This is a genomic window from bacterium (assembly GCA_030019025.1).
GTDB lineage: Bacteria > Hydrothermota > Hydrothermia > UBA1063 > UBA1063 > UBA1063.
This window is the reverse complement of the sequence record JASEFR010000027.1, coordinates 13,217-26,284: the sequence shown is the minus strand read 5'-3', so window position 1 is coordinate 26,284 and position 13,068 is coordinate 13,217. Positions and strand designations below refer to the sequence as shown.

The 13,068-nt window shown below is 40.8% G+C and carries 12 protein-coding genes and 1 tRNA gene; 10 read left to right on the top strand and 3 right to left on the bottom strand.

What is annotated here, in order from left to right:
• From QMD82_07250 to QMD82_07240, 3 genes are all read left to right on the top strand, one after another.
• On the top strand, window positions 1-523 hold a 523-nt coding region (locus tag QMD82_07250; GenBank protein ID MDI6851710.1), incomplete at its 5' end, for a 3-oxo-5-alpha-steroid 4-dehydrogenase.
• Window positions 524-596: 73 nt separating this feature from the next.
• Entirely contained in the window at window positions 597-1,979 is a 1,383-nt protein-coding gene (locus tag QMD82_07245; GenBank protein MDI6851709.1) for a phosphomannomutase/phosphoglucomutase, read from the top strand.
• Window positions 1,976-3,997 carry a putative LPS assembly protein LptD gene (locus QMD82_07240; GenBank protein MDI6851708.1) on the top strand — a complete coding sequence of 674 codons (2,022 nt, stop codon included), beginning with the start codon at window positions 1,976-1,978 and terminating at the stop codon, window positions 3,995-3,997. The genes QMD82_07245 and QMD82_07240 overlap by 4 nt, the downstream gene beginning before the upstream one ends.
• Here QMD82_07240 and QMD82_07235 read toward each other — a convergent pair.
• On the bottom strand, window positions 3,989-5,182 hold the full coding sequence (locus tag QMD82_07235) for a DUF2207 domain-containing protein (GenBank protein ID MDI6851707.1): 1,194 nt from the start codon (window positions 5,180-5,182) through the stop codon (window positions 3,989-3,991). The genes QMD82_07240 and QMD82_07235 overlap by 9 nt on opposite strands.
• Window positions 5,183-5,314: 132 nt before the next feature.
• On the opposite strand from QMD82_07235, the gene QMD82_07230 reads away from it, so the two are divergent.
• Together QMD82_07230 and QMD82_07225 are read left to right on the top strand one after the other, a co-directional pair.
• Window positions 5,315-6,388, top strand: coding sequence for an alanine--glyoxylate aminotransferase family protein (locus tag QMD82_07230; protein MDI6851706.1), 1,074 nt, complete (start codon window positions 5,315-5,317; stop codon window positions 6,386-6,388).
• Between the two features lie 11 nt (window positions 6,389-6,399).
• Window positions 6,400-7,314, top strand: coding sequence for a D-2-hydroxyacid dehydrogenase (locus QMD82_07225; protein ID MDI6851705.1), 915 nt, complete (start codon window positions 6,400-6,402; stop codon window positions 7,312-7,314).
• Window positions 7,315-7,457: 143 nt separating this feature from the next.
• Here the strand turns inward: QMD82_07225 and QMD82_07220 are convergent, their stop codons facing one another.
• Entirely contained in the window at window positions 7,458-7,688 is a 231-nt protein-coding gene (locus QMD82_07220) for an SIMPL domain-containing protein (protein ID MDI6851704.1), read from the bottom strand.
• 480 nt (window positions 7,689-8,168) lie between these two features.
• Between QMD82_07220 and QMD82_07215 the strand changes: the two genes are divergently transcribed.
• Genes QMD82_07215 through QMD82_07200 form a run of 4 tightly spaced genes read left to right on the top strand, consistent with a single transcriptional unit; the run spans window position 8,169 to window position 11,944 of the window.
• Window positions 8,169-9,386 (top strand): ABC transporter substrate-binding protein, encoded by a 1,218-nt coding sequence (locus tag QMD82_07215; GenBank protein ID MDI6851703.1) that lies wholly within the window; start codon window positions 8,169-8,171, stop codon window positions 9,384-9,386.
• Window positions 9,386-10,402: a hypothetical protein gene (locus QMD82_07210; protein ID MDI6851702.1), complete on the top strand. Its 1,017-nt coding sequence runs from the start codon at window positions 9,386-9,388 to the stop codon at window positions 10,400-10,402. Before QMD82_07215 ends, QMD82_07210 begins: the two co-directional genes overlap by 1 nt.
• Window positions 10,389-11,009: a hypothetical protein gene (locus QMD82_07205; GenBank protein ID MDI6851701.1), complete on the top strand. Its 621-nt coding sequence runs from the start codon at window positions 10,389-10,391 to the stop codon at window positions 11,007-11,009. The genes QMD82_07210 and QMD82_07205 overlap by 14 nt, the downstream gene beginning before the upstream one ends.
• Window positions 11,010-11,011: 2 nt before the next feature.
• Window positions 11,012-11,944, top strand: a complete 933-nt coding sequence (locus tag QMD82_07200; protein MDI6851700.1) for a TIGR01212 family radical SAM protein — start codon at window positions 11,012-11,014, stop codon at window positions 11,942-11,944.
• Window positions 11,945-11,947: 3 nt separating this feature from the next.
• On the opposite strand, the gene QMD82_07195 is transcribed toward QMD82_07200, so the two are convergent.
• Window positions 11,948-12,020, bottom strand: a tRNA-Ala gene (locus tag QMD82_07195).
• Between the two features lie 131 nt (window positions 12,021-12,151).
• On the opposite strand from QMD82_07195, the gene lpxB reads away from it, so the two are divergent.
• On the top strand, window positions 12,152-13,068 hold a 917-nt coding region (lpxB, locus tag QMD82_07190; GenBank protein MDI6851699.1), incomplete at its 3' end, for a lipid-A-disaccharide synthase.

Below are 13,068 nucleotides of genomic sequence, written 5' to 3'. Positions count from 1 at the left end.
TTTTGTTAGCTTATGGACTTTTCATTACTTTTATAGATCCCTTCTTTTTCCTTTCAGACTAAAGTCAAGAAAGGATATTCCACTTTCAATCGCAGGAATGGGCTTCTTTTTCAACATTGTTAACAGCCTTCTAAATATGATATCCATTACCCATGTTAAGAAATATAACCAAAGCTGGACAGGAGATCCACGATTCCTCGCCGGCATAGTTTTATTTATAGTGGGCTTTTTGCTCCACTATATTTCAGATTCCAAATTGATAAACTTGAGAAAAAAGGGCGACTTGGAATATAGAATTCCAGAAGGAGGTATGTTTAATCTTGTTTCCTCCCCAAATTATCTTGGCGAAATCCTGGAGTGGACCGGATGGGCTATTGCAACATGGAGTCTGGCGGGGCTCTCCTTTGCCCTCTGGACCTTTGCAAACCTAGCTCCAAGAGCCTTAGCCAATCACCGCTGGTATAAAGCCAACTTTCCCTTCTACCCCAAAAACAGAAAGGCCTTGATTCCATACTTGCTATAAAAACAACAATAAATCGGATTTCGTTGATAGTTCTCAAAAAATCCTTTATTCTAAAAGAAAAGGAAGGTGGTCTATGAAGGTTATAGATGAAATCTTCAGAATGTATGATATCAGAGGTATCTATGGTAAGGAATTGGATGAAGAGATTGCCTATCTTATCGGCAGAGCTTTCGGTACAATAATTAAAGAGAAGGGAGGTTCAAAGGTAACCGTTGGAATGGACGCAAGGCCTAGCTCAATCCCCCTTAAAGAGGCTCTAATAGAAGGCTTTACAAAGACCGGAATAAGCGTTTATGACCTTGGACTTGTCCCAACACCGCTTCAATACTATTCACTGTTCAAATATGAGGTCCACGGTGGGATTCAGGTAACCGCAAGCCATAACCCACGGGAGTACAATGGATTCAAACTTTCTCTCGGGAGGGAGACTTTCTACGGTGATGAGATTCAAAAACTTAAAGAAATGATAAAAAAAGAGAAGTTTTACAACACTCTGGAACGCGGAAAAGTTCAAAGATTAGACGTAGTTGACCAATACATTTACGAAATGGTCCGTAATGTTAAAATAGAAGGAAATTACAGGGTAGCAATCGACCCTGGAAATGGAACCGCAGGGCCAGTTGTATCTGAAATATTCAACAGTTTACGCATTCCTTTTGAAGGGATTTATATGGAGATAGATGGAACCTTCCCCAACCACCTGGCAGACCCGACAGTAGAAAAATACATGAAAGATCTCTCGGAAAAGGTATTGAAGGAAAAATTTGATCTTGGTATCGGGTACGATGGAGATGCGGATCGCATCGGTGCAGTTACCGAAAAAGGTATTCTTCTCTTCGGAGACAGACTCCTTGGTATCTTTTCAAAGCAGGTATTGAAGAGTTATCCGGGGGCTACGATTATCCACGATGTGAAATGTTCAAAAGGGCTAACTGAATACATTGAGAAATTGGGTGGAAAACCCCTTATGTGGAAAACGGGACACGCCCTCCTTAAAGCGAAATTGAGAGAAGTTAATGCACCGCTGGCAGGTGAAATGTCAGGACACATTTTCTTTAACGACAGGTTCTACGGTTATGATGATGCAATTTACTCTTCCCTTAGGCTTCTTGAAATATTGGAAGAAGAAAACAAAAGCCTTTCTGCCCTTGCCGAAGAGATTCCGTACTATCACTCCACACCCGAAATTAGGGTGGGTTGCCCCGATGATAAAAAGTTTGAAGTGGTTTCAAATCTGGTTGAAGAATTTAAGAAAAAATACAAGGTAATTGACATAGACGGAGTAAGAGTAGAGTTCGAGGATGGGTTTGGTCTCATAAGGGCATCCAATACCCAACCAGTACTTGTTGTCAGATGCGAAGGACGGACTCCCGAAAGGCTTGAAGAGATCAAAAATCTAATCTTTGGCGCACTCTCAAAATTTAAAGAAGTGGATCTCAACTCGGACGTGCATTGAATTTAATATCTTTTCTAATTTTTGCCTCTTCGCCACTCTATTTTGAGTGTAAGGAGATACTCTATTTTGCGGATAGTTCTATCTTCGTATTGCGGGATTCTGCAGAAATCAAGAAAGAAAATGTGAAACTTTTTGCCGACAGCATTATTTTTTACAAAAATGAAGATAAACTAAAGGCCTTTGGTAATAAGGCAATTCTCATATTCGGCAATGACACACTCGTCGGCGACAGCATCTACTATAATACGAAAACCAAGAACGGGTTTGCCTTCAGAGGTAAAATGAGGCAGGAAAAGGGTATTTATCAGGGGACAAAGATAGTAAAGGATTCAACGGATACGATCTACGTGAAAAAGGGGACCTTCACTACCTGTGAGGCAGATACCCCTCATTACTACTTTGAGTCCGCTGAAAGCAAGGTCATATTGCGAGACATGGCCATTGTTAAACCCGTTATCCTCAAAGTACACGATGTTCCAGTTTTTCTTTTACCCTTCTGGATATTTCCCCTCTCAAAGCAACGCAAATCGGGATTTTTAGTTCCCCGTTTCGGAACAAACTCCACCGACGGCAAATACTTTAGAAACTTATCCTATTATTTAGTTTTAAACAACTACTCCGATCTAACCTTCTCTCTCGACCTCTTCGAAAAAAGGGGGGTAAGGGGTAACGTCGAACTCGCCTTTAATCGTTATCGGTTCGGAACTTTCAATCTCAACTATTCCCTGGCTCAAGAATGGAACCCATGGAGGAGAAGGTGGACCCTTAACATGAATACTACCATCGGCCCCTTCAAGGGCTTCAGAATTACTGGAAAAGGGGAATATCTATCGGACAACGAAGTTTTGAACGACTATGCAGATGTTAAAGAAAATTGGCTAAAAAGAGAACTTTCCAGTTATCTATCCATTTCAAAAAACTTCGGCAGGGTCGCCTTTTCGGGAATCTTAGATGACAGATTAAACCTCACAACGAGGAGAAGAACCACACGTATCCCTTCCATCCAAGTTGGTTTGCCCCATATCAAATTTGGCAATTTTGGATTTACTGGTAATATATCTTTTCTCCGTGAATATTCCCAAATCGACACCCTTGACACTCTGAGATGGGGTACCAAAATTAGTGGATCAGCAGGCTATAATTTTAGATTGTTTAAATACTTAAGGTTCTCTCTCACAGCATTCGGCTTTGCAGGTTTTACAGACTACGATACTTCTGGAGGTAAATATCCTGTAATAAAAGGAATTTCCTACTCTGCCAATACCGGAACAGTATTATACGGCAGAACAGTTTTCGGTATTGGTAAAATAAAGTTTTTCACCCACACATTGCAACCCTCCCTCTCCTTTACATACCAGCCCGAGATAGAAAATCCACAAACAAACTTTTATTTTCTTCAATACTCTTCCAAGGAGCGTGCCACCTTAAATGTATCACTCAATAACAGTCTCGGGGTACAATTGGAAAAAAGAAAGGTTGATTTTATTAACATTAACCTATCAAGTTCCACAACAATTTTGCCTGAGGACTCATTACCCCTCTTTAACAACTGGCTTATAAGCGTTAATACTCTTACCCTTTTACCATTTAGCATCAGGCTGACGACAACATACCTTAGGGAGACAAAGGAATTCAAGAATCCATCAATTAATTTATCCTTAAGAGGAAGCCTACCTCTCCCATTTTTTAACTTAGAACAGACTGATTCACGGAACAAAATAAGCCTTAATCTAAATTATACCCTGACAAAGGGAATTTTTATCAGTCAAATGCTTTATGTTAGCGGTAACTTCAACTTCGGGAAAAGTTTCAAAGTTTCCTTCTCAGGAAGCTACGATTTTGATAAAAAAGAAGTGGTTTCAAAAGGCTTTTCTATAAGTAAAGATCTGCATTGCTGGGAAGCAAACTTCACCTATAATGGTTTTGGAGAAAGATGGGATTACAATTTCAGGATCTACATCAAAAAACTGCCAGACGTAAAAATCGAAAAATCCATTTTTGACCTTTTCTTACCCTAAATCTTTCCCTTTGTACCAGTTTAAGTGAACCTTCTTCATTAGTTGCGAGAATAACAGAGCGCCTTCGCCCGCATCCTTTTCTTTTAAAATTTCGATTACCCAGTTCAAAGAGTTAATAAGATTAAGAGCATACAAATAACCAATGACGTTAAAAATCTCAATCTTACCTTCTCTTAAAAGCCAAACAAGGCGTGGTCTTTCCACTCTCTTCATGAATTCTCTAAAACCGAGGGTCTTAATATAGATCTCTTTCCCATATGTGGTAAGAGGCAAACTATGAGTAAAAGAAAGTAAAAAGAGCAAAATAGCTACCACAATGGGCTCAATTACGAGAATAATTTTAGCTAATCCATCACCTATATTCATAAGCGTTTTTACGGAAATCACATCTAAAACAATGTAAGTAATGGTAGCCAGCAAAAAGGCAGTTTTCGTCTCAAAGGCATATCTTTTGCAAACCGGCTTCTCAAATCTCAGTGAATCTAAAAGCCTGTTTTTAAAATTATCAGCCCAGTTGGAAAGGTTTTCCAGGACCAGTTCACAGTCAACTTTATCGGGGAAATATTCCTGATTGTATATAACACCCGTTTTCTGCATGATTTCAATGTTTGGCATAAAAAACACCTTATCCAAGATGAACTTTTCGTAAGAAAGCAGGCTGGGGTCGTTCTCATAATCGACTTTCTTGTGAAACATTAGTCTTCCTCCCTCATCTAAAATTTCTAAGTATCCTCTTAGAAAAAGACTATAAAGGGTTGAAATGAGTTCCTGGGGCCCAATATCTTTCGAAACCAGGAAAGAAGCCTCAGCAGGCGTTATATCCTCTGGTAACTTATAATCCACCACCATAGTAAAATAGCTCGGAGTAAATAAAATCCAGAAAATCAAAAATAGTAAAACGGCACATGAAAGGAGCAAACCGGGGTAAATGTATATGGTTCTAAAAAGTAAAAAGGGCAAGATTAGAAAGTAATAAAAGACGAAAAAATAATCATCCTCAGAAATTGAAGCTAAAAATGCGACAACGAGGCCCAAAAATATTATGCCGCACTTAAAGGAGTTAGAAGGCATTCCGTAAGCAAAGACGTACAAAATAATTATTAAGAAGAAAGCAAGATAAGTCTTAGGAGTAGCTTTCCTTCTAACCTTAAAATCTGAAGAAAGCTTGTAAATCTTATTAAACAAAACTCACCTCCTTTACTGAAGTTAATTTTAAACCAGAATACACAAGAAGGCCAGGTCTACTTGTGCAAATAATCACTTGACTATTTAGAGCAAAGGCCTTATCATAAATTTAGCTCAAAAAAGGGGGATATTATGGGAAGGCTCCTTTTCAATCCTGGACCAACAGAAGTAAGGGAAGAAGTGCTTAAAGCACAGGTTAGACCAATGATTTCCCACAGGGGGAAGGAATTTCAGACCCTGTACGAGGGTATAATCGAGAAACTTAAAAAAGCGCTGAACACAAAAAATCACGTAATCGTTTTCACTTCTTCTGCAACAGGCGTAATGGAAGGAACGATAAGAAATTGTGTAAAAGAAAGAGCACTCTCCACCATATGTGGTGCTTTTTCTGAAAGATGGTACAAGATTGTAAAAGAGTGCGACAAAGAGGCCGATACAATTGTTGTTGATTGGGGAAAAGCAATTAGACCAGAAATGATAGACGAAAAGCTGAAAACCGGAAAATACGACACGCTCCTCGTAACCTACAATGAGACATCCACGGGCGTAATGAATCCATTGCCAGAAATTGCCGAAGTTGTGAAAAAATATCCTGACGTAATTTTCGCAGTGGATGCCGTAAGCGCGATGATGGGTGCCCCATTAAACATAGATGAATGGGGAATAGACGTTGTATTTGCGAGTGTTCAAAAGTGCTTTGCAATGCCACCGGGACTAACTGTCACGGTCGTAAGCGAAAAAGCTTTAGAGAGAGCAAAAAATGTAAAAGGTAGAGGCCATTACTTTGATTTCGTGGCATATGTGAAAAAGTATGAAGAGTCCAAAGAAACCCCTCCAACACCAGCGGTTTCACTTCTTTACGCACTCGACTTCCAGCTTGACAGAATATTAAAAGAAGGTGTAGAAAACAGAATTAAAAGGCACAAAGAAATGGCAAAACTTGCTCAAGAATGGGCAGTTGCAAGAGGATTTGGAATGTTCCCCGAAGAAGGCTACTGGTCACAAACGGTATCAGTTGTTAACAATCCCAAAGGATACTCCATTGCAGAACTTAACAAACAACTCGAGGCAAAGGGCTACAGAATAGCCAATGGTTATGGCAAGCTAAAAGACATAACCTTCAGAATCGGACATATGGGTGACCTTACCCCCGAAGAGACAAAGGGGCTCCTTGCAGCCATTGATGAAATCTGGGGTTTGAAGTAGGAGGTGGAAAAATGAAAGTCGCAATCTGTGACAAGATGGAAAAAAGTGCCATCGAAGAGTTGAAGAAGCTCGGTGTTGAGGTAGCTGATTTGAGCTCCCTACCCAAGGAAGAACTTCCTGCTCATCTTGGCGATGCAGATATCATAATCGTAAGAAGCGCAACTAAGGTAAAGGGTCCAGTCCTTGAAGCTCTGAAAAACTGCAAGTTAATTTTGAGAGGCGGAGTAGGTCTTGACAACATTGATATCGAAGGGGCAAAGGCAAAAGGGATCAAAGTCGACAACACTCCTGAGGCAGCCTCAGCATCGGTCGCTGAGCTTGCCCTGGGCTTTATGTTCGCCCTTGCAAGACATATTGTTCGAGGAACAGTAGGTATCAAAAACGGTCTCTGGGAGAAAAAAGTGCTGGAAGGTTGGGAACTTGCTGGTAAAACCCTCGGAATTCTCGGATATGGAAGAATAGGCCATGAGTTGGCTAAAAGGGCAAAGGGCCTTGGCATGAACGTAATAGGTTACAGAAGGCACGAATTTCAGGATGAGTATGCCAAAAGGGTCTCCCTTGATGAACTATACGCCCAGTCGGACTTCATTTCCATCCACCTTCCTTTAACACCTGAAACCAAATACATTGTTAACAAAGAGGCCTTTGACAAGATGAAAGACGGCGTATTCATAATAAACGTGTCAAGAGGTGGAGTGGTAGACGAAAAAGCCCTCTTAGAAGCCTTAAAGTCTGGAAAAGTAAGAGGAGCAGCCCTTGATGTATTTGAGGTGGAACCTCCTGAAGATCCGCTTCACAATGAACTTATTCAGCATCCCAATGTCATCTGTACACCTCACATTGGTGCAAGTACCTTTGAGGGACAGGAACGAGTTGGCGCGGCCCTGGTCCAGAAAGTAAAAGATTTCCTTGAAGGAAAACTATAAAAAACTGGCATAAATTCACACCCAGGGAAGGCGCCCGTCCGGGCGCCTTTTTATTTAAAAACTTCACTCAAAATTAAACACAACAAAAACACTCATACGGATCCTTATCGTACCCTCCTCTATTGGGCTATCTGAGGCTGCTCTTAAAAAGCCACGGATCCATCCAGAGATGCATCTAAAATAGCAGTATGGATATTTATGCTTCTGATACCCTTAACCTTATATTCAGTTCCTGATAATGCCTTCTCCGCTTCAGTCCCGGCGTCTTTCATTGCCTGTTCGATCCCAATAAGCTGAAGTGAATCTTTGTTTGAATAATCAAAAACTACACCATTTACACGATGTACCACTGCTTCAATGGCTGCAGCAAGAATTTTTCCGCTTCACCCACCGGCACCGTCACTATTATGTCCTCATTAGCTCTAAAACATTTTAGAGTCTCTGTCCCATGCGCATATACAGGCTCAATTCGCAAGTTAGCCGTCTTTACCTTTTCTTTTTTTACCCCAAGTTTAAAAAGCTTCTCAAAATAGAATGCATCTTCTTTGAAAGTTCATTCATAGGTCTATCATGGGCGAGATCCTCAGGAACAACACCGATAGAGAGCACGCAGACATCTGGAACGACATATAATTCTGCAATTCCTCGACTCCAATTGTTCGGACTGTATCCAGAGTCTGGGTGAAAGCAAACCCTGAAAACAAAAATAAATTAAAACTAACAAGACACGCCACATTTTTTACCTCCGCATAGTAAGCTTAATGCTTTAAACTGGCAAAATAAAACGCTAAAATTATCTATGGGAAGTTTGAATTTTAGTTCTCCCTCATTATAATTTTTAATAGGAGGTTAGTATGAAAAAGTTTTTACTACCAATCTTTGTATTAGGCCTGTTCTTTGTGGGATGTGCGCGAAAGCAGGCACACCGCGCAAACAAACTGGTAATCTGGGAGAGCTACAACGACGAGGAGCATGCGGTATTCACCCAGATAGTCGAAAAGTTCAAAGCCCAAAATCCCGGAATCGAAATTGAGATTCAAAGGATACCCTTTGATGGAATGGAACAAAAAGTCCTAACAGCCCTTGCCTCAAAAACGACTCCAGATATTGCCAGGGTAGACTACGCTTTTGTCGCAAAACTTGCAGACAAAAATGCAATACTCCCGATAGAAGAGGAAGAAATTGCTGACATAAAAGATAAACTTGTGAAAGCGGCACTCTATTCCAATTTCTACAAGGGAAAATTCTACGGAATACCGGATCAGACAACCTGCATAGCCCTTTTCTATAATAAAAAGATCTTCAAGGCAAAGGGGATTAAAAAACCACCAAAAACGTGGAACGAACTTGTAGAAATTGGGAAAAAGATCACCGATGGAAAAATCTATGCTTTTGGAATGCACAATTCCCTTTGGTGGACATTTCCCTTCTTCTTCTCCTTTGGCGCTAAATTTATGAGCGATGATCTAAAAACCTGTCTCCTTGATTCTCCTGAGGCAATTGAGGCTTTCACTTTTAAAGTAGATTTATATAGAAAATACAAAATTGAGGGGGGAGCTTGGCAGGCAGGAGCTATAAATCCCGACGCAGGCTTCAGAAACGGAAAATACGCTATGATATTCAACGGTCCATGGTCCATAAAGTCCTTGCAAGAAGCGGGACTGGACTTTGGAGTAGCTCTCGTGCCTGAAGGTCCAGTAGGCTCCGCCACAACCATCGGGGGCACCAACCTGGTTATATTTCATAAAGAGACCAAGCCCCTCGCAATGAAGTTCATTAAATTCCTACTCTCACCGGAAATACAGGCCTTCTGGGCAAACGAACTTGGTCAAATACCCTTGAGATATGATGCGATACCAATGGTAGACACCCTAAAACATCCCTATCTCAAGGTCTTTATTGAACAGATGAAATACGCCATTCCTCGCCCTCCACTGCCTAATTATACTGATATTGAGCTCACCTTTAACGGAGAAATGGAAGCAGCCCTTTCTGGTCAGAAATCCCCTGAACAAGCTCTCAAGGATGCCACAAAGAGAGTCAATGAAAAAATTCTTAAGGAGGAATTGTAATGTTTAATTTCCTTATCGCCATTCTAATCTTCACACAGACTTTTAGAACTATAGAGGTTGACGGTGCCCTCTCGGACTGGACTCAGGATGAACTGGTGATCCCCGATTCCCCAATAGACTGTGCAGTGACAGGAAACGAAATCTACGGCATCTACATGACCTGGGATACGACTTACCTCTATGTTGGTGCAAGTTATAAACTGCAAAATAAAGCACTGCTTATAGTATTAGACCGAGGGACCGGTAAAGGCGTCCACGATATTAACAACCTTGATTGGTACCCAAGAAACTTTCAGTTCTTTGGAATGAATGCAGACATTCTAATAGCTTTATGGAATGCAGACTTAGGCACGGGAGGGGTAAGAGAAATCACGGGGGAAGTGGTCAATAACACCGTCAAAACGAGGCCTTTCCCGGGGGTTATGATCAATAACAGTGCAACTCCTGGTGACTCGGGCGGGATAGAAGTAGCCATACCGTTCAGCCAGCTTTACCCCGGTGGTTTTCCAGCAGGTGCAAGTATAAAGGCTGTGGCCTTAATTGCCGGGTCAGACCACGAGGGTGGAGTGGAATCCGCGCCGGACAACCCATGGATAAGACCCTTTCAGGCTTCCTCGGTGAGAAAAATAACCCACATCGTTCTTGACAGCAACAATGATAGCCAACCTGACGAAGGCGTGTATCCAAGAGAAATAGCTGAAATAATTTATACAGAGGAAAAAACCCTTAAAATATCAAAATTTGAACTATCTCAAAGGGCGGCTAAGACAGGCGAAAACATTGATATTATCGTTTCCGTTACAGATTATACAAACCTTGACGTCGCAGTTTACAATGAAAGAGGTGAACTTATAAAACGTTTCAGTAGTCCCAATGCAATTCCCAATGAAGAATATACTTTTAACTGGGATCTGACTGACCTCACTGGTATTACTGTAAAACAGGGCATCTACATCATAGTAGTTAAAGCCGGCGAGTACGTAAGGGAGAAAAAGGCGGTTCTTGTTTACAAATAGGATAATAATCGGTTTAGATCCCGCCTGGAAAAAGGGTAGAGAATCTTATGGAGTTCTGATAAGGGAAGATCTTTTTGTAAAAAAGGCTTTTTCCTTCTATGAATTTCGTGAACTTGAAGAGATCATGTCGATGATACCCTCAGAAACTAAATTAATATTCGTAGATGCTCCTCTCAATCTGGAAACAGGAGAACGGGTAAGAGTTTGTGATAGGGAATTTTTAAAAAGAGGCATCCCCATCCTACCCTTTAATGAAGAAATAATGAAGAATTTTTACTCACCCTTTTTCGGCTTTGAGCTCAGAAAATTCCTTGAAGACAAAGGCTTCAAATATTGTGGGTCCTTTAATGAAAATAGCTTTTACGAGGTTTATGCCTTCGGAAATGCAATGCTGGTCTTTGGGATTAAAAGGAAATTAGACTTTCTTAAAAAATGGAAAAAACTCCTCGCTGACTTCGGCTTTACGGGATTGAAAAAAATCAAGAGCCTCCACCATATAGATGCACTTCTTTCTACCCTGCCCTTCTTCGTTATGAAGTGGAATTTTGACGTCTTCTCCCTTTATAGGGAAAGGGGATACTGCCTTTTCGTGCCAGGACAAAGCTAAAAATGTTTGAAGAATGGGGTGGAAAGCGATATAACAACTTTAATCACCATCTTAAAAAAGTTTTTGGAGAAAAGGTTTACCGCGTTTCAATAGATGCAAGATTCACCTGTCCCAACAGAGATGGAACTCTTGGAAGGGGTGGGTGCATTTTTTGTGATGAAGGGGGATCAAGAGCGGGGTATGTCGTGCCAGAACTACCCGTGAGAGAGCAGATAAAAAAGGGAATAGAACTCATAAGAAAAAACACCGGCGCAAGAAAGTTCATTGCCTATTTTCAGGCGTTTTCCAACACCTATGCCTCCCCTGAAAAATTAGAGAAAATTTACAGGGAGGCCTTAGAAATTCCGGACGTTGTTGGAATTTCAATCTCCACGAGGCCGGATCTCGTCCCTGACGATGTACTTGATCTTCTTGAAGAAATAGGAAAAAACACCTACCTTTGGCTTGAACTTGGTGTTCAAACTCTAAATGAAAAGGTTTTAAAAAGGCTAAACAGGAAGCACACCGTTGAGCAAACCGTTGATGCCATACAAAGAACGTTAAGAAGACCACATATTCGGATCCTTGCCCACCTTATCCTTGGACTACCTGGAGAGAATGAAGAAGAGATACTAAACACGGCAACAGGTGTCTCTAAGTTGGGAGTTCATGGTGTTAAGTTACATCACCTTTATGTAATAAGAGGAACGGTTCTCCAAAGACTTTACGAAAAGGGTATCGTGAAAGTCTATGAAAAACCAGAAGACTATGCCGAGATTGCGGTTAAGTTCCTCGAACACTTAAGCCCAGAAATAATAATTCACAGACTACAGGGCTTTGCGAGGGAGAATTTAGTCGCGCCCTCATGGACTGCCAACAAATTCGCAGGAATACAAGCGATTGAAAGAATGCTGGAAGAAAAGAACAGCTATCAAGGTAAATTTTATGAAAATTAAAAATGGAGCTGAGGGGATTCGAACCCCCGACCTCCAGAGTGCGATTCTGGCGCTCTCCCATCTGAGCTACAGCCCCTTTGGTTTCTATTAATTATAAAACGCCTTTTGCGTTCTAACAAAGCAAGCATAAATATGACCAATGCATTAATTCCTTTTAAAAGCAAGACTTTCCTTGAATAAAGCCTGCTTTTTCCTTATACTTCTATAATGAAATTCTTTATTTCCTGCGGAGAAGTATCTGGTGATATCCACGCATCCAGTTTGGTTCGAGAACTACGTAAATTTATACCAGATGCTACTTTTATCGGTATAGGAGGAGAAAACCTGAAAAAGGAAGGGGTTGAAGTATTCTTGGATATTAAAGAAATGGGAGTTATTGGATTCGTTGAGGCAATAAAAAGCCTTAAAAAAACAATCAGTCACCTGAAGCTGGCAGAAGAGAAAGCGAAAGAAGCAGATTATTGTATTTTTGTTGATTACCCAGGATTTAATTTACAGCTGGGAAAGAGAACTCATCGAATAGGAAAGAAAAACATTTACTACATACTTCCTCAGGTCTGGGCATGGGGAGAAAAGCGGATAAGAACTTTAAAAAGTCATTTCGACCTCCTTATTTCCATCATACCCTTTGAGGAAGACTATTTTAGAAAAAGAGGCGTTACTGTCCACTATGTAGGTAGTCCAGTCCTTGATAAGGTGCATCAAGAAAGGGAACACATAGAGGAAATTGCAGTCCCTGATAACAAAAAAATAATCGGTATCTTACCTGGCTCAAGGAAATCAGAGGTAGAGAGGCTTCTTCCACACGTAAAGTCCATAATGGAGACAATGAACCAAAAGCGTAAGGACCTATTTTTCATTCTTTCAAGAAAGATCCCCTACACTCTTGATGGACCTCCTAATATGCTGTTATATGATGGTCACCCATATAGCATCATAAAAACCGCCGATGTATTGCTTGTCGCATCAGGAACAGCGACCTTGGAAACGGCAATTTTTGAAAAGCCAATGGTTGTATTTTATAAAACATCAATAGGTACTTATCTCGCAGGCAGAATGGTAGCTAAAATAAGTCATATTAGCCTTGTTAACCTCATTGCCGGAGAAGAGGTCGTACCTGAGTT

Coding starts and splice junctions, on each gene's coding strand:
- QMD82_07225 (MDI6851705.1), top strand. CDS start 6,400: ATGAAAGTCGCAATCTGTGACAAGATGGAAAAAAGTGCCATCGAAGAG.
- QMD82_07215 (MDI6851703.1), top strand. CDS start 8,169: ATGAAAAAGTTTTTACTACCAATCTTTGTATTAGGCCTGTTCTTTGTG.
- QMD82_07200 (MDI6851700.1), top strand. CDS start 11,012: ATGTTTGAAGAATGGGGTGGAAAGCGATATAACAACTTTAATCACCAT.
- QMD82_07230 (MDI6851706.1), top strand. CDS start 5,315: ATGGGAAGGCTCCTTTTCAATCCTGGACCAACAGAAGTAAGGGAAGAA.
- QMD82_07210 (MDI6851702.1), top strand. CDS start 9,386: ATGTTTAATTTCCTTATCGCCATTCTAATCTTCACACAGACTTTTAGA.
- QMD82_07245 (MDI6851709.1), top strand. CDS start 597: ATGAAGGTTATAGATGAAATCTTCAGAATGTATGATATCAGAGGTATC.